Below are 17,207 nucleotides of genomic sequence, written 5' to 3' on the forward strand. Positions count from 1 at the left end.
CACCGCCATGTCAGATCACCTGCGGCGGGATGAAGAGCGTCGTGACCTGGGTGATGATCACGTTGATCACCATCGACGCGACGATGCCGAGCACGACGGCCGCGTTGACAGCGTCGGCGACGCCGCGGGCACCCCCGGCGGCCTCGAGCCCTCGTCTGCTCGCGATGACCACCACGACGAAACCGAAGATGACCGACTTACCAAGGCAGATCCAGAGGTCCGTGGTCGACGCGTAGCTGCCGAACGACTGCCAATACGAGCCCGCGATGACCCCCTGTCCGACGATCGCCACGATGAAGCTCGCGGCCACCGCGATCACGATGATCAGGATCGAGAGAACCGGGGCGACCAGCACCATCGCGACCATCCGCGGTGCGACGAGCCGGCGCGTGGGATCGATGCCGAGGACTCGCATCGCGTCAATCTCCTCGCGGACCGTGCGAGCTCCCAGATCCGCCGTGATCGCCGACGCCCCTGCACCACCGAGTAGAAGTGCCGCGGCCATCGGCGCGCCCTGCTGGATGACGCCCATGCCGCCGACGGCTCCGGCCATCGAGGTTGCGCCGAGGTTGCTGGTGAGGCCGCCGATCTGCACGGCGATGATCACTCCGAACGGTACGGCCATCAGCAGGGCCGGCAAAACCGTGATGCTGAGCAGGAACCACGCCTGAACGGTCGCCTCGCGGATCGGGAACCTGCCGCCAACGATGTCGGTGGTCGCGATGACAGAGGTGCGCACGCCCAGCCTGACCGTGCGGCCGAAGCCCTGCACACTCTGCGCCATCGGCACGCGCAACCCCCATAGTCAATCAAGCACTTGTTTGGTTTTGGGACGTATCAGACATCCCGGTTTCATTCTTCGCGCCGAGGCGAGTATCACATATCCATGTGTCCGCTGTCACACACTCATTTATAGATCCGCTTTCAACTGCAGAAACACGAGCTCGTCGCACGCTCGATGCTCGATACCGTCGGTGTCGAGTGTTTGAGATCGTGAAACGTTGGAGTGAGTTATGGTTCACGAGTGTCAGAAGTAGGCTCAGCCTCGACCGCGTCGTCGACCCACGCGGGTTCGGCGATGACGATGCTGGGTGCGTCGCGTCGTCGACGCGCCGAGGAACAGGAGCGTCGGATCATCGACGCGGCGTCGTCGGAGTTCGTGCGCTCCGGGGTCCGTCGAGCCAACATCGACCGCATCGCCCGCGACGCAGGCGTCAGCCGCAGCACGCTGTATCGCCGTTTCCCCAGCAAGGATGCGCTCCTGGCCGAGGTCGTGCTGCAACTGCGCAGGGACTTCTTCTCCGAGATGCAACAGGCTGTTCGCGACCTCGACCCGCGCGAGGCGGTGATCGAGGGGTTCCAGGTGTCCATCACGCGTGCTCGCAGCAATGAACTCGTCACCCGAATACTCGCCGACGAGCCGGGCGCCGCCGACCTGATCATCGGATTCGACGGCCCGTACGTGGTGGAAATGGTCGGGCAGTTCAGTCAGAGCATCGTCGACTCCCTGCGCGCCGCCGGCGCCAACATGCCCGACGCCGACCTGCGGCTCGCGTCGGAGACACTGTTTCGGTTGATCATGTCGTTCGCGCTCACCGACTCGCACACCGTCGACATCGACGACGCCGACGCGCTGCGCGACTACGCCTCGAAGTTCCTCGCCCCGATGTTCTGGTGATCTCGACAAGCTCGATCAGCGGGGGTTGCGCGCGATCAGCGGGGGCGTCGAGTGGGCGTCTCGTCGCGTCGACTGGGCGGCGCCGGGTTTCTATTGCGGACCCGATATGACCGCATTGGCTGCGATGCTCGGTTCGTCGAGTGATCGGCACTCGGCTCGAACCTCGAAGCGCCCCACCTGAAAGGCCACAATCATGGATTGGACACTGGAAGTCGCGTTTCTGCCCGTCACCGACGTCGATCGAGCAAAGGACTTCTACACCAGGATCGGGTTCAACCCCGACCACGACTCGTCCCCCACCGACGAGATCAGGTTTGTGCAGATGACACCGCCCGGCTCGCGCTGCTCGATCGCTTTCGGCCGGGGCATCGTCGACGCCGCGCCACCCAACGCCGGAACACTGATGCTCTGCGTCTCCGACATCGAGGCTGCGCGCAAGGAGCTGCTCGACGCCGGCGTCGACGCCAGTGAGGTCGACGTCCAGTCGTGGGGCCACTTCGTCTACTTCGACGATCCTGACGGCAACCACTGGAACGTGCAGTATTTGCCCTACCGCTACGAGTGAGCGTCCGACGCATCGGAACGCAAAACGGCCCCGCACCTCACGAGGTGCGGGGCCGTTTCGGTGATCTCGACAGGCTCGATCAGCGGGTTACCGCTCGATCAGCCGGTTAACGCCGATCAGCGATGATCTCGACAGGCTCGATCAGCGAGAGCGAGCTCGATCAGCGGGCTACCGCCGATCAGCGGGTTGCCGCCGATCAGCGGTACTCGCTGCCGAAACCGTAGTCGTCCAGCGGAACCGCAGCGCCGGCGGGAGCACCGAAGGTGCCGTCCGGGCTGTAGTAGGTGTCGTCGTAGGACGGCACCGCGTAGGCGGCCGCGCGGGCCTCCTCGGTCGGCTGGACCTCGATGTTGCGGTACCGGTTGATGCCCGTACCAGCCGGGATCAACTTACCGATGATCACGTTCTCCTTCAGACCGATCAGCTTGTCGCTGCGGCTGTTGATGGCCGCATCGGTCAGGACACGCGTGGTCTCCTGGAACGACGCCGCCGACAGCCAGGACTCGGTCGCCAGCGAGGCCTTGGTGATACCCATGAGGACCGGACGTCCGGCGGCGGGCTCGCCACCCTCGGACACGACCTGCCGGTTCGCGGCCTCGAACTCGGCACGCTCGGTGAGCGAGCCGGGCAGGAACTCCGTCGAACCCGAGTCGATGATCGTCACGCGACGCAGCATCTGACGCACGATGGTCTCGATGTGCTTGTCGTGGATCGACACACCCTGGCTCCGGTAGACCTCCTGGACCTCGTTGACCAGGTGCACCTGCACCTGACGCGGACCCATGACGCGCAGCACCTCGTGCGGGTTCGCCGAACCCTCCATGAGCTGCTGGCCCACCTCGACGTGGTCGCCGTCGGCGAGAAGACGCTCGGAGCCGTCGTCGTGCTTGAAGACACGCAGACGCTGACGCTTCGAGATCTTGTCGTAGACAACCTCTTCCGATCCGTCATCGGGGATGATCGTGATCTTGTAGAAGCGGTCGTCGTCCTCCAGGCGAATCCGTCCGGAGACCTCCGCGATCGGTGCGACACCCTTGGGTACGCGCGCCTCGAAGAGCTCCTGGACACGCGGCAGACCACCGGTGATGTCGTCACCGACGCCACCCTGGTGGAACGTACGCATCGTCAGCTGGGTACCGGGCTCACCGATCGACTGGGCCGCGATGATACCGACGGCCTCGCCGATGTCGACGAGCTTGCCGGTCGCCATCGAACGGCCGTAGCACATGGCGCAGACGCCGGTGCCGGTCGCGCAGGTCAGGACCGAACGGACCTTGACCTGGTTGATGCCTGCTGCGAGCAGAGCCTCAATGGCCGGATCGCCGAGGTCGTGACCACGTTCGACGATGACGTTGCCGTTCTCGTCGACCGCGTCGGCGGCCAGGGTGCGGGCGTACGCCGAGGTCTCGACGTGCGCGTCGCGGATGATCGAACCATCCGGCTGCTTCTCGCCGAGCAACACGTTGATGCCGCGCTCGGTGCCACAGTCGGTCTCGCGGACGATGACGTCCTGGCTCACGTCGACCAGACGACGGGTCAGGTAACCCGAGTCGGCCGTACGAAGTGCGGTGTCGGCCAGACCCTTACGAGCACCGTGCGTGTTGATGAAGTACTCGGCGACGGTCAGACCCTCGCGGAACGAGGACTTGATCGGACGCGGGATGAACTCACCCTTCGGGTTCGTCACCAGACCCTTCATGCCCGACAGGTTTCGCACCTGGGTCATGTTTCCGGTCGCGCCGGACTTCGGGATCATGGTGATCGGGTTGTCGTCCGGGTAGTAGTCCTCCATGGCCTTACCGACTTCCTCGGTGGCCTGCTTCCAGATCTCGACCAGAGCATCACGACGCTCGTCCGGGGTGAGGGCACCACGCTGGAACTTGCGCTCCAGTCCGTCGGCCCGCTCCTCGTAACGCTCGAGGATCTCCGCCTTGGCCGGCGGCACGAGCACGTCGGCCATCGACACGGTGACACCCGAACGAGTGGCCCAGTAGAAGCCGACGTCCTTGAGCTTGTCGACGGTCTGTGCGACGACGATCATCGGGTAGCGCTCGGCGAGATCGTTGATGATCGCGGCCTGACGCTTCTTCGGCATCTGCTCGTCGACATACGCGTACTCGACGGGGAGCAGCTCGTTGAAGAGCACGCGACCCAGCGTCGTCACGACGTCCCACGGCTGACCGAACTTCCAGCCATCCGGGAACTGCTCGGCCTCGATGTCGGCAGGCGGACGCTGATCGGTCAGACGCACCTTGATGCGCGACTGCACGGTGAGCGCACCGCGGTCGACGGCCATGATGGCCTCGGCCGGGCTCGAGTAGACGCCGCGCTCGATGTCGTCGTCGGTTGCCGGCGTGTACTCGCCTGCCGCGCCCTCCTTGAGGGTGGTCAGGTAGTACAGACCGGTCACCATGTCCAGACGCGGCATGGCCAGCGGGCGACCCGACGCGGGCGACAGGATGTTGTTCGACGACAGCATCAGGATGCGCGCCTCGGCCTGCGCCTCCGCACTCAGCGGGAGGTGCACGGCCATCTGGTCACCGTCGAAGTCGGCGTTGAACGCCTCACACACGAGCGGGTGCAGCTGGATGGCCTTGCCCTCGACGAGCTGCGGCTCGAAGGCCTGGATACCCAGGCGGTGCAGCGTCGGAGCACGGTTGAGCAGCACGGGGTGCTCGGCGATGACCTCTTCGAGGACGTCCCACACGGCCGGGCGCTGACGCTCGACCATGCGCTTGGCGCTCTTGATGTTCTGCGCCTGGTTCAGGTCGACGAGACGCTTCATCACGAACGGCTTGAACAGCTCGAGAGCCATCAGCTTGGGCAGACCACACTGATGCAGCTTGAGCTGCGGGCCGACGACGATGACCGAACGGCCCGAGTAGTCGACGCGCTTACCGAGCAGGTTCTGACGGAAACGACCCTGCTTGCCCTTGAGCAGATCGGACAGCGACTTGAGCGGACGGTTGCCCGGTCCGGTGACCGGACGGCCGCGGCGGCCGTTGTCGAACAGGGCGTCGACAGACTCCTGCAACATCCGCTTCTCGTTGTTGACGATGATCTCGGGAGCACCGAGGTCGATCAGTCGCTTGAGGCGGTTGTTGCGGTTGATCACACGACGGTAGAGGTCGTTGAGGTCGGAGGTCGCGAAGCGGCCACCGTCGAGCTGCACCATCGGACGCAGCTCCGGCGGGATCACCGGCACAGCGTCGAGGACCATGCCCAGCGGCGAGTTGCCCGACTGCTGGAACGCCGCGACGACCTTGAGTCGCTTGAGCGCGCGCAGCTTCTTCTGACCCTTACCGCTGCGGATGGTCTCGCGCAGCGACTCGGCCTCGGCGTCGATGTCGAAGGTCTCGAGGAGCTTCTTGATCGCCTCGGCGCCCATCGCACCGGTGAAGTACTCGCCGTAGCGGTCCTGCAGCTGGTGGTAGAGCTTCTCGTCGATGATCAGATCGCCCGGGGAGAGCTTCACGAACTTGTCCCACAGCTCTTCGAGAGCGTCGAGCTCACGCTGTGCTGCGTCGCGCATCCGCTTCATCTCGCGGTCGCCACCGTCGCGCACCTTGCGGCGCACGTCGGCCTTGGCACCCTCGGCCTCGAGCTCGGCGAGGTCGGCCTCGAGCTTCTGCTGACGCTCGTTGAGGTCGGCGTCGCGCTGATCGGCGACGGCCTTCTTCTCGACCTCCATCTCGGCCTCGAGCGTCGAGAGCTCGTTGTGGCGGAGCTCGTCGTCGACCGAGGTGATGACGTATGCGGCGAAGTAGATGATCTTCTCGAGATCCTTCGGCGCGAGGTCGAGCAGGTAGCCCAGGCGGCTCGGGACACCCTTGAAGTACCAGATGTGGGTGACCGGTGCGGCCAGCTCGATGTGGCCCATCCGCTCACGACGCACCTTGGCCTTGGTGACTTCGACGCCGCAGCGCTCGCAGATGATGCCCTTGAAGCGCACGCGCTTGTACTTGCCGCAGTAGCACTCCCAGTCGCGAGTAGGTCCGAAGATCTTCTCGCAGAACAGGCCGTCCTTCTCGGGCTTGAGCGTGCGGTAGTTGATGGTCTCCGGCTTCTTGACCTCGCCGTACGACCAGTTGTGGATATCGTCGGCCGTTGCAAGACCGATTTTCAGTTCGTCGAAAAAGTTGACGTCGAGCACTTGTTACCTTTCCAGAGCTCTGTCAATAAAGGGCCGTTGGCCGCCGGTCACGGAAACTCCGTGACCGGCGGCAGCGAGATCAGTTCGCGAGGTCGTCGACAGTGGCCGACTCGTTGCGCGACAGGTTGATGCCGAGGTTGGCGGCTGCGCGCTCGAGATCCTCGTCGTCGGTGTCGTGCATCTGAATCGCCGCACCGTCGGAGCTCAGCACCTCGACGTTCAAGCAGAGAGACTGCAGCTCCTTGAGGAGCACCTTGAACGACTCGGGGATGCCCGGCTCGGGGATGTTCTCGCCCTTGACGATGGCCTCGTAGACCTTGACGCGGCCGACCACGTCGTCGGACTTGATCGTCAGCAGCTCCTGCAGGGTGTAGGCAGCGCCGTACGCCTGCATGGCCCAACACTCCATCTCACCGAAGCGCTGGCCACCGAACTGGGCCTTACCGCCGAGCGGCTGCTGGGTGATCATCGAGTACGGACCGGTGGAGCGAGCGTGGATCTTGTCGTCGACCAGGTGGTGCAGCTTGATGATGTACATGTAGCCGACAGACACCGGGTACGGGAACGGCTCGCCGGAACGACCGTCGAACAGCATCGCCTTGCCGTCGCCGTTGACCATGACCTCACCGTCGCGGTTCGGAAGCGTCGAGGACAGCAGTCCGGTCAGCTCCTCCTCGCGGGCGCCGTCGAACACCGGGGTTGCGGTGTTGGTGTCGGGCTCGGCCGAGTACATGTCCTCGGGCAGCTTCGACGCCCAGTCGGGCACACCATTCGCGACGTTGATGTTCCAGCCGGTCTTGGCGATCCACCCGAGGTGGGTCTCCAAGATCTGACCGATGTTCATACGACGCGGAACACCGTGGGTGTTCAGGATGATGTCGACAGGGGTGCCGTCGGGCAGGAACGGCATGTCCTCCTGCGGGAGGATCTTGCCGATGACGCCCTTGTTGCCGTGGCGGCCTGCGAGCTTGTCGCCGTCCTGGATCTTGCGCTTCTGGGCCACGTACACGCGGACCAGCTCGTTGACACCGGGTGCGAGATCGTCGTCGTCGTCGCGGCTGAAGACGCGGACGCCGATGACCTTGCCGGTCTCACCGTGAGGCACCTTGAGCGACGTGTCGCGAACCTCGCGAGCCTTCTCACCGAAGATCGCGCGGAGCAGACGCTCTTCCGGGGTCAGCTCGGTCTCGCCCTTCGGGGTGACCTTGCCGACCAGGATGTCGCCGTCGCGGACCTCGGCACCGATACGCACGATGCCGCGCTCGTCGAGGTCGGCGAGGACCTCGTCGGAGACGTTCGGGATGTCACGCGTGATCTCCTCGGCCCCGAGCTTGGTGTCGCGGGCATCGATCTCGTGCTCCTCGATGTGGATCGAGGTGAGCACGTCCTCCTCCACGAGCCGCTGGCTCAGGATGATGGCGTCCTCGTAGTTGTGACCCTCCCACGGCATGATCGCCACGAGCAGGTTCTTGCCCAGTGCCATCTCGCCGTTCTCGGTGCACGGACCGTCGGCCAGGACCTGGCCTGCCTCGACGCGCTGTCCCTCGTCGACGATCGGGCGCTGGTTGGCGCACGTGCCGTGGTTGGAACGGGCGAACTTGCGCATCCGGTAGGTGTCGCGGGTGCCGTCGTCGGCCATCACGGTGATGTAGTCGGCGGAAACCTCTTCGATCACACCGGTCTTGCCCGAGACGATGACGTCGCCGGCGTCGACCGCCGCACGCAGCTCCATACCGGTGCCGACCAGCGGCGACTCGTTACGGACCAGCGGCACGGCCTGACGCTGCATGTTCGCACCCATCAGGGCGCGGTTCGCGTCGTCGTGCTCGAGGAACGGGATCATCGCGGTAGCGACCGACACCATCTGTCGCGGCGAGACGTCGAGGTATTCGACGTCGCTCGCGCCGACGAACTCGACCTCCGAACCCTTCTTACGGACCAGCACGCGATCGTCGGTGATGGTTCCGTTGAGGTCGAAGTTGGTGTTCGCCTGGCCGATGAGGAAGCGATCTTCCTCGTCCGCGGTCAGGTACTGGATGTCGTCGCTGACGACGCCATCGACGACCTTGCGGTACGGCGTCTCGATGAAGCCGAACGGATTGACCCGTGCGTACACCGACAGCGAACCGATCAGACCGATGTTCGGACCCTCAGGGGTCTCGATCGGACACATGCGGCCGTAGTGCGACGGGTGGACGTCGCGGACCTCGAGGCCCGCACGCTCACGGCTCAGACCACCCGGGCCCAGAGCCGAGAGACGACGCTTGTGCGTCAGACCCGACAGCGGGTTGTTCTGGTCCATGAACTGCGAGAGCTGCGACGTTCCGAAGAACTCCTTGATCGCCGCCACGACGGGACGGATGTTGATCAGGGTCTGCGGGGTGATCGCCTCGACGTCCTGGGTCGTCATGCGCTCACGCACGACGCGCTCCATACGCGAGAGTCCGACGCGGATCTGGTTCTGGATGAGCTCGCCGACGGTGCGCAGACGACGGTTGCCGAAGTGGTCGATGTCGTCGACCTCGATCGGAACCTCGAGGCTGTCGGGTCCGGCGACCTGCGAGAACGACACGGTGTGCGGGTCGGCATCGTGCAGACGCACGAGGTACTCGACGGTCGCGGCGATGTCTTCGCGGGTGAGGACCGACTCGCCCGTCATCGGGTTGTCGGTGAGGCCCAGCTTCTTGTTGACCTTGTAGCGGCCGACGCGGGCGAGGTCGTAGCGCTTCTCCTTGAAGAACAGGTTCTCGAGGAGGTTCTCGGCCGACTCGCGGGTCGGGGGCTCGCCCGGACGTAGTTTGCGGTAGACCTCGAGCAGCGCCTCGTCCTGGTTGGCGGTGTTGTCCTTCTCCAGGGTCGACATCATGATCTCGGAGAACCCGAAACGCTCGCTGATCTCTTCGTTCGTCCAGCCGAGAGCCTTCAGCAGCACGGTGACCGGCTGACGACGCTTGCGGTCGATGCGCACACCGACGGTGTCGCGCTTGTCGACGTCGAATTCCAGCCATGCGCCACGGCCCGGGATGACCTTCACGGTGTGGAGGGTCTTCTCGGTGGCCTTGTCGATGGAGGCGTCGAAGTAGACGCCTGGGCTACGGACGAGCTGAGACACGACGACACGCTCGGTGCCGTTGATGATGAAGCTGCCCTTGTCGGTCATGATCGGGAAGTCGCCCATGAAGACGGTCTGCGACTTGATCTCACCGGTGTTGTTGTTGATGAACTCCGCGGTGACGAACAGGGGCGCCGCGTAGGTCATGTCCTTGTCTTTGCACTCCTCGACGGAGGCCTTGACCTCGTCGAAGTGAGGGTCGGAGAAGGAAAGCGACATCGAGCCCGAGAAGTCCTCGATCGGCGACAGTTCGTGGAGGATGTCCTCCAGACCGCCGACGGGGTTCTCTTCGCCACGGGCGATGGCCTTGGCGCGCCACTCGGGGGAGCCGACGAGCCACTCGAAGGAATCGAGCTGTAGATCAAGGAGGCCCGGTACCTCCAGAGGCTCGCTGATTTTCGCGAACGATGCGCGGTGCGGCGCATTCGGGATGGTGGTTGAGGTGGACTGGCGATCGACTGCCAAGGTGCGTCCTTCCAACACGAGGGTTCTGCCTAGCGGTGTGTGCAACAAGCGCTAAGTGGCTTGGTGGGCCGTTCGCTGGTGACAACCTTCGATCGCGATCACCATGCACACACCAGAGGAGAATGTGGCCAGAAGGAGAATCGACAGATGGACAGGAGGCAGCCAGCGCAACGTCCAACTGTAGCAGAAAATAGACGCACTTTGTCAAGTAGCGTCTGGAAACGATTTCGCACTGGTGGCTGCCCGCGCTGCAATCGCTGGTCACAGATTGGCCCGCCAACGCCGCCACGTCAAGCGGTACGCGCCAATTTGTGTAAGAAAATTAGCGCCTCACCTGCGTGATGCCGCGTCGAGGGGGTCAAAGCGTCGACTGTTCAGCATCACGACGCGCGTAGAACACGCGCTGGCCACATGGCCGCGCTGGGCAGTTTTGCACGACGAGGAGCCGCGGTCGGGCGACTCAGATATCTGCGACCTTGGCGATGAGCCACGAGTCGCCGTGCTTCTCCATGTTCACCTGGTAGCGCGGGGTGAGGCTCTGTGTCGGTACGCCGTTCTGGGTGCCGGACAGGATCATGTTGACCACGATGACAGCGCGGGAACCGTCGCCGCTGCCGGTGAGGTCGCGCACGCCGATCGCGTCGATCTGGCAGTCGGTGGTGGCTTTGGCCTGCTCCATGACCTGTTTGAGGGGCGCGACCTGCTTGTTGAACTGTGCGAGCGCCTCCCCTGTCAGTCCCGACCTCGCGTTGTTCGACCACTCGTCGAACTTCGTTCCGTTGGCGGAGTTGGCCGTGCAGACCTTGGTCTGGGCCTGGGACACCAGTTCGCTGGTCGCTGCCTGGTCGATGAATGCCTTGTTCGAACCGATTGTCGCGCCCGGGTGGACTGCCAGCACGATCGCGGCGATCGCGAGCACGCCCGTGATGATGCCGAGAACCGTCAACGTGCGACGGCTCAGCTTCACAAACGACGACGGTGAAGCGCCCCTGCGTGGTTTCGAGGCCTGATCCGTCGACACCGGCGTCGTCGTACTTTGCGACGCTGCGGTGTTGGGTTTGATCGTCGAGACGCGTGCGACACGTCGGGTCTTCGCGGTCGGACGTGCCTCCGCGACGTCGGAGTCGGACTTCTCGAGCGACGGGCCGGTGTCGGTGGTTTCGGCGGCCTCAGTGGTTTCAGCGGCTTCCGTGGTTTCGGCGGCATCCGTTGTGTCAGCGGCCTCGGCCTTTTCGGCTGCTTCGGCGCTCTCTGCGCTGTTGTCAGCGACGTCGGTGCTCTCAGCAGCCTCGGCCGTTTCGACGGCTTCGGCGTCTGCGCTCTCGGCGGCCGGGGCGTCGACCGGCGAAGTCTCAGCGACCTCGGGAATCCCCGTAGTCTCCGGACTCCGGGTGGTCTCCGCGACCTCCGGGGTCTCCGTGGTTTCGGGCGTCTGCGGGTCGCCGGCGGCCGAGGTACGGCCGCGGCCGGCGACTCGTGGCCGGTATGCGGAGGGTCGACGGGACGGGCCGTTGCCCGGCTTACGCGGTGGGCGTGCCATCAGTTCCCCCCTCCCTGTTGCTGATTACCGGAGCCCGACTGTCCCGGCTCCTCTACGTTGATCCCGTCCAGCGGAGAGATGTTCGACGCCTTCCAGGTGCCGTCCACGTCCGTCATGGTGACCGAGAAGCCCATCGTCTGGGTCACGCCGGCCTCGTTGGCCCGCTTGGCCGTGGCGTCGACGTAGATCAGCACCTTCGCCGTGCCGGCGTCGGCGTTGACCTCGGTCGGAGCCGACCGCTTGAGCCGGGACGTCAGCGTCGCGGCTTGCGGCCCCGCCTGCGTGATCTGCTGATTGAGCGTCGTCACGTCCTGAGCGGTGATCTGCTCCTTGGCTTTGCCGGTCAACGAGCTGTCGACGCGACGCTTCCAGTCAGCGGTGTTCTTCGGGTCGACGGTCGTGACGTTGATGATCGCTTGCTCGGCACCCGACACCGCCTCGTCGCGCGCGGTCTGGATCGGCTTCTCGACGAAGTACACCTCGTAGGCGCGGTAGCCGAAGAAAGCGACACACGCAGCGGCGACAAGCACCGCGACGATGGCGAGCACGCCGACGAGCGGGTGGCTGCGCCATGTGCCGTCGTTGGCGTTCGTCGGCTCCGACGCCTGTGTCGGGTCAGTCATGGTGGTCATCGGGCGTCACTGTAGCGAGCACACCTGAGAGAGAGCCAATTCGATCGACACACATCGTCGACGACGCGGCGCTCCCGCCGGTCAGCCACCGAATCCGTCGGTGCCGAACCCACCCGGCTTCACCGGACGGACGCCCATCATCGCCGCCAACTGCGTGGCCAGCGGCGTCAGGTTGAGCTTGTCCGGATCCTTCTTCGGGGTCGAATCCCAGGGCTGAGGTGTGTTCGGGTTCGCGTACTCCACGCGCTTGGCGCTGCGCACACCGGTCGGATTTCCGAACGGGACGTTGCAGGACGCCTGCGTGTTGAACGGGAACTCGTCGTAGCGGATGTCGAATGTCGGGTCCTTCTTACGGATGTTGTCGATCATGGCGTCGGTCGACTCGTAACCACGCGTACATGCCGGCGGGTTATTGGTCTCGAGCACGATGCCGAAGTGGATCTGGCCATCGCCGGGCGCAGGTGAATGGCTACCCGCCGACAGCGCCGACAGCATCGCGAACGTTCCGTTCGTCATGTAGCCGGCGGGCTGGATCGTGCGTGCAACCTCGGAGAGCTGACCGACGACCTTGCCGATGTCGCCGCCGTTCTTCTGGATCAGATTCGAGATCTGCGTCGCCGACGTCGTTCCGGTGGTGAGCAATCGCCTCAGGTCCGGGTCGGACGCCGCGAGCGTCGCGGTGACCAGGTCGAGACTGCGCGACCAGGCGAGGATCTGATCGGACTGCTCGGCTTGCGTCGCCAGCACGACGTTCGCGTTGTTGATCAGCGAGATCGTCTGGTCGAGGTTGTCGACACCTGCGCGCGAGAGCTTGCCGAGCGAGTCGACGAGCCGCGTCAGGTTCTCGGACTGCCCGTTGAACGCCTTGCCCAGCTCGGTGATGACCGTGTGCAGGTCGTCGATCGGGATCGACTGCGTGAAGTCGATCGCCGACGACACGACGTCTTCGAGTGGTGGTGGAACCGACGACCGCGTGATCGTCGAGTTGTCGGCCAGGTAGGGCGAGCCCGTCGACTGCGGTTGCAGGTCGACATACTGCTCACCGATCGCCGAACGGTTCGCGATCACCGCCACCGAATCCGCCGGGATCTGCGGCGAGTTCGAGTCGATGACGAGTGCGACGTTCACTCCGGTCTTTGTCAGCTCGAGCTTGCCGACACGACCGACCGGGATGCCCATGTAGGTCACCTCGGCATTGGTGAAGATGCCGCCCGAATCCTTCAGCGACGCCGTCACCGTGTACGTGCCGATGCCGACCGTCTTGTCGAGTCGTGCGTACTTGGCGCCGACAAAGGCGATCGCGACCAGGCCGACGACCACGAACAAGATGAGCTGGATCTTCGCGAGTCTGCTGATCATCTATCCGACCCCCAGGAGTTTCAGCGGACCATCGATGAACCTCTGGTCACTCGACGCCGGCGCCGGGAAGTTGGCGGGTTTGGCCGCCGACGCCCCACTGCCGCGCGGGACCGTCGCCGATGCCGGATAGCGGCCACCCGACGGTGGTGTGTTCGGACCCGGTGTCGCATTGGGAGCGGGCGGCAACAACGTGATGGTCGGCCAGCCGTAGCGCGGGCCGTTCCCGTTGATGTACGGGTTGCTCTGATTCACCGGAACGCTGTGACGCTGCGACGGCTGGTACTTCGGCGTGCCCTGTCCGACTCCCAACGCCTCGAGCTGGTTCAACAGCCGCAGGTCGAGCGTCATGAACAGGTTCGTCGAGTCGCCCTGAACAGCAGGCAGCAACGAATCCGGGAACGGGTGCGTCAGCATCAGCGGTGCCGCGGTGATGAGATCCGGGGCAGCCTTCGCGAGCTCTGTGAGCACGGGACGCAGCGCCTTCAGATCGGTGATCAACGCATCGTGCGATCGTCCGAGAACGTCGGTGCCGACCTGTCCGAGCTTGTCGAGCTTGGTCAGCAGGTCGACGAACTGCGGACGCTGCTCCTCGAGCACCGCCACACCTGCAGGCAGTTCCTTGAGGATGCGGTCGATCTGCGTCGTCTGCGCCGCGGCCCTGTCCGACAACCTGTCGAGGCCGTCGATCGCCGCGAGAATCGAGTCGCGCTGGCGATTGAGACCTGCCACGAGCGAACTGGCGTTGCCGATCAGGTCGTGCACCTTGTCGGCGCGACCGTCGAGCGCCTTGTTGAGCTCGGTCACGATCGGTTCGAGCTGGTTGATCCCACCACCGTTGAGCAGCATCGACAGCGCACCGAGCACCTGCTCTATATCGGTTGCGGTACGAGTGCGATCCAGCGGGATCGCCGTCGACTGGTCCTGGCGTGGCAACGACGCACTGTTCGCAGGCTCTGTCAGAGCGACGAACTTCTCGCCGAGCAGTGACGTCTGCTGCACCGCCGCGCCGGCCTGATCGGACAGGTCGATGTCGTTCTTCACCTTGACGGTGACCAGCGCGAACCATTCGTTCTTCGGGATCTCGACGCTGGTCACACGCCCGACGGGGATACCGTCACGCTTGACCACCGACTGCGGAACCAGGTCGAGGATGTTCGAGAACTGGATCTTGTAGGTGCGCGGGTTGTCGCCGACGTCGACGCCGCCGGGCAGCGGGATCGACTGGATACCATTCGACCCGCAGCCCGCGACCGTCAGCACCGCTGTCAGCACCACCACCGCGGCGATGACCCCACGCCACGCGCGCGGAACGAACTCACCGAGACGCCGAGTCATCAGTTACCTCCCGACCGTGGTGTGGCCGACGGCTTCGCCGATGCCGGCGTTTTGGTCGCCGGTCCCGGGTTCGCCTGCGGGTCGGGTGTCCCGGGAACGGTTCCCGGCACCGGGTACTTCTGCAGCTTGTTGTTGCTCATGATGCCGAACGGCAACACCGGCAGGATCGGGGTGAGCACGTTGTTGGTGATCTGCTTGCCGATCGTCTTGCACTGGTTGATGAACGGCTTGAGCGTGTCGCTGAACTGATCTGCCGCGGGATTGCCCGGTAGCAGCGCACCGAGGTCGAGGAACTGACAGGTCGACTGTGTCGGGTCCTGCAGGTCCGGCAGCGTGAGACGCATGGCGATCGTGCCCGACTCCGCGTCGTACGCGTTGATCAGGTTGTTGATCGTCAGCGGCAGCACGGTCAGCGTCTCCTTGAGACTCTGTTGAGTGTTGACGAGCGCCTGGGTCGTCGGCTTGAGATCGTTGACGGTCTGGCCGATCTGCTCGCGGTTGTCGGCGACGAACGTCGCGACGTCGCCGAGCGCGATCGACAGCTTGTTCAGCGCGGCCGACAGTTGCTGCCGCTCCCCCGCGAGGAACGTGTTGAACGACGCCATCTGGTTGTTGAATTGGCGTACCTGGGAGTCGTTCTCTTTCAACGCTCCGACGAACACGTCGAGGTTGTTGACGGTGTCGACGATGTTGCCGCGCGAGTCCGACAGCGTCGTCGTCGCCTTGGACAGATTCTCGATGGCATCGCCGAGCTTGGCGCCGTTGCCCTCGAGGTTCTGCGCGCCGACCGCGACGAGGTCGCTGACCGCGCCGTCTTTGTTGGCTCCGTTGGGACCCAACGCCTTCGACAGCTTTTCGACGCTCTCGTAGATCTTGTCGACCTCGACGGGAACCATCGTCTGCTTCTCGGTCAGCGTGATGTTTCGCGGCGCCTTCGGGCCACCCGAATAGGCGGGCGTCAGCTGCACGTAACGGTCGGCGACCACTGACGGGATCACCTGAACCGCACGCACGTCGGCGGGGAGGTCGACGCCGCGGTTCACGGTCATCGTCACCTTGACGGTCTGGCCGTCGGGGGTGACCGAGTCGACCTTGCCGACGGGCACGCCGAGAACCCGGACGTCGGAACCCTTGTAGATACCGACGGTCCGCGCGAACGTCGCGTTAATCTTGGTGGTCCCCATCGAGCTGAAGACCCACCACAGCGCACCGGCGACGATCAGCGCGAGAATCAACCCGAGCACGATGATCACGATGTGGCGTGGGGTGAACCAACGTCCGGGACCGGAGGTCTTGGACAGATCCGGGGTGGTCATCCGGTTGCCTCCGTTCCACCGTTGTTCTGGTTCGCCTGCTTGTTGGGCAGGCGCGTCGTGTTCTGCTGCGGCAGCGCAGGCGGCAGGAGGTTGGTCACCACGGACTCGAACCACCGACCGTTGCCGAGCACGTTCGCGTAGAGCCGATAGAACGGCGCCATGTACGTGATCGTGTCCTGAAGGTTCTTGTTCTGCTCCTTGAGCAGATCGTTGACACCCTTCAGCGAGTCGAGCGCCGGGCCGATCTGAGCCTCGTTGTCCCGAACGATCCCACTCAGCGAATCACTCAGTGCCGTCGTCGTTTTCAGCAGCGCCGAGATGTTCTTCTGGCGGTTGTTGAGCTCGTCGAGCAACTGGCCTGCACCCGCGATCAGCTTCACGAACTCCTGGTTGCGATCGGCGAGAATCTTCGACGTGCTCTTGGTCGCCTCGAGAAGCTTCTGCACCTCTTGGTCGCGGCTGGCGATCGTCTGCGACAGACGCGTGACGCCCTCGAGCGCAGGTCCGACATCGCCCGACGTTCCGGAGAACGTGTCGGAGATCGCCTTCATCGACGTCGCGAGCTGATCGGTGTTCAAGGTCTCGACCGAGTCGGCGGCGTCGGAGAACGCCTCGATCACGTCGTAGGGCGACACCGTATCGGTGAGCGCGACACTCGGGTCGGCGATCTTGCTGCCACGGGGATTGAGCGACAGATACTTCTGCCCCAGCACCGTCTTGATCTGGATCGACGCCTGCGTCTGATCGCCGATCCACGTGTTGGTCACGCGGAATTTCACGTCGACGCGGTTTCCGTCGAGCGAGACGTCGCTGACCTCACCGACCTTCACGCCCGCGACGCGCACCTCGGCGCCCTTGCGCAGCCCGGCGGCCTCGGTGAACTTGGCCGTGTACTGGGCACCCGCACCGACGAGCGGCAACGAGGTCAGGTAGAACGCCGACACCGCCATCATGAGCAGGATCAGGATACCGATCGCACCGATACTGACGGGGCTGCGATGCCCACCGAATCGCTTGTGCCCCGGCTTCTTCTGGGCTGTTCCGTCTGCCAT

At 64.5% G+C, this 17,207-nt stretch carries 11 protein-coding genes; 2 read left to right on the forward strand and 9 right to left on the reverse strand.

The annotated features are described in order from the left end of the window. Window positions 1-10: 10 nt before the first annotated feature. Window positions 11-790, reverse strand: coding sequence for an ABC transporter permease (locus A5785_RS12340; protein ID WP_005206518.1), 780 nt, complete (start codon window positions 788-790; stop codon window positions 11-13). Between the two features lie 234 nt (window positions 791-1,024). Here A5785_RS12340 and A5785_RS12345 point away from each other — a divergent pair, with 234 nt between their 5' ends. After that, the gene (locus tag A5785_RS12345) at window positions 1,025-1,678 is read left to right on the forward strand and encodes a TetR/AcrR family transcriptional regulator (protein WP_231894170.1); all 654 of its coding nucleotides are present in this window, start codon (window positions 1,025-1,027) and stop codon (window positions 1,676-1,678) included. 193 nt (window positions 1,679-1,871) lie between these two features. After that, a complete protein-coding gene (locus A5785_RS12350; protein WP_064866746.1) occupies window positions 1,872-2,243 on the forward strand; it encodes a VOC family protein in 372 nt (123 codons plus the stop codon). Between the two features lie 196 nt (window positions 2,244-2,439). Here the strand turns inward: A5785_RS12350 and A5785_RS12355 are convergent, their stop codons facing one another. The 8 genes from A5785_RS12355 to A5785_RS12390 all read right to left on the reverse strand — a co-directional run bounded on the left by A5785_RS12355 (window position 2,440) and on the right by A5785_RS12390 (window position 17,207). Continuing rightward, complete coding sequence (locus tag A5785_RS12355) at window positions 2,440-6,396, reverse strand: DNA-directed RNA polymerase subunit beta' (RefSeq protein WP_064866748.1); 3,957 nt, start codon at window positions 6,394-6,396, stop codon at window positions 2,440-2,442. A 79-nt stretch (window positions 6,397-6,475) separates the two neighbouring features. Next, window positions 6,476-9,973 (reverse strand): DNA-directed RNA polymerase subunit beta, encoded by a 3,498-nt coding sequence (gene rpoB / locus A5785_RS12360; RefSeq protein WP_049699013.1) that lies wholly within the window; start codon window positions 9,971-9,973, stop codon window positions 6,476-6,478. Between the two features lie 460 nt (window positions 9,974-10,433). Next, window positions 10,434-11,513, reverse strand: coding sequence for a hypothetical protein (locus A5785_RS12365; protein WP_064866750.1), 1,080 nt, complete (start codon window positions 11,511-11,513; stop codon window positions 10,434-10,436). After that, the gene (locus A5785_RS12370) at window positions 11,513-12,145 is read right to left on the reverse strand and encodes a hypothetical protein (protein WP_064866752.1); all 633 of its coding nucleotides are present in this window, start codon (window positions 12,143-12,145) and stop codon (window positions 11,513-11,515) included. Before A5785_RS12370 ends, A5785_RS12365 begins: the two co-directional genes overlap by 1 nt. An 81-nt stretch (window positions 12,146-12,226) precedes the next feature. After that, window positions 12,227-13,504, reverse strand: coding sequence for an MCE family protein (locus A5785_RS12375; RefSeq protein ID WP_064866754.1), 1,278 nt, complete (start codon window positions 13,502-13,504; stop codon window positions 12,227-12,229). Further along, entirely contained in the window at window positions 13,505-14,839 is a 1,335-nt protein-coding gene (locus A5785_RS12380) for an MCE family protein (protein WP_049698692.1), read from the reverse strand. Then, entirely contained in the window at window positions 14,839-16,155 is a 1,317-nt protein-coding gene (locus tag A5785_RS12385; protein WP_049698691.1) for an MCE family protein, read from the reverse strand. The genes A5785_RS12380 and A5785_RS12385 overlap by 1 nt, the downstream gene beginning before the upstream one ends. Continuing rightward, window positions 16,152-17,207, reverse strand: a complete 1,056-nt coding sequence (locus A5785_RS12390; RefSeq protein WP_005209189.1) for an MCE family protein — start codon at window positions 17,205-17,207, stop codon at window positions 16,152-16,154. The genes A5785_RS12385 and A5785_RS12390 overlap by 4 nt, the downstream gene beginning before the upstream one ends.

The sequence above is a fragment of the Gordonia sp. 852002-50395_SCH5434458 genome, assembly GCF_001665905.1.
Lineage (GTDB): Bacteria > Actinomycetota > Actinomycetes > Mycobacteriales > Mycobacteriaceae > Gordonia > Gordonia jacobaea.

Excerpts from the sequence above, each read along its gene's own strand:
- A5785_RS12390 (WP_005209189.1), bottom strand. The coding sequence starts at position 17,207 with ATGGCAGACGGAACAGCCCAGAAGAAGCCGGGGCACAAGCGATTCGGT.
- A5785_RS12370 (WP_064866752.1), bottom strand. The coding sequence starts at position 12,145 with ATGACCACCATGACTGACCCGACACAGGCGTCGGAGCCGACGAACGCC.
- A5785_RS12375 (WP_064866754.1), bottom strand. The coding sequence starts at position 13,504 with ATGATCAGCAGACTCGCGAAGATCCAGCTCATCTTGTTCGTGGTCGTC.
- A5785_RS12365 (WP_064866750.1), bottom strand. The coding sequence starts at position 11,513 with ATGGCACGCCCACCGCGTAAGCCGGGCAACGGCCCGTCCCGTCGACCC.
- A5785_RS12385 (WP_049698691.1), bottom strand. The coding sequence starts at position 16,155 with ATGACCACCCCGGATCTGTCCAAGACCTCCGGTCCCGGACGTTGGTTC.
- A5785_RS12380 (WP_049698692.1), bottom strand. The coding sequence starts at position 14,839 with ATGACTCGGCGTCTCGGTGAGTTCGTTCCGCGCGCGTGGCGTGGGGTC.
- A5785_RS12350 (WP_064866746.1), top strand. The coding sequence starts at position 1,872 with ATGGATTGGACACTGGAAGTCGCGTTTCTGCCCGTCACCGACGTCGAT.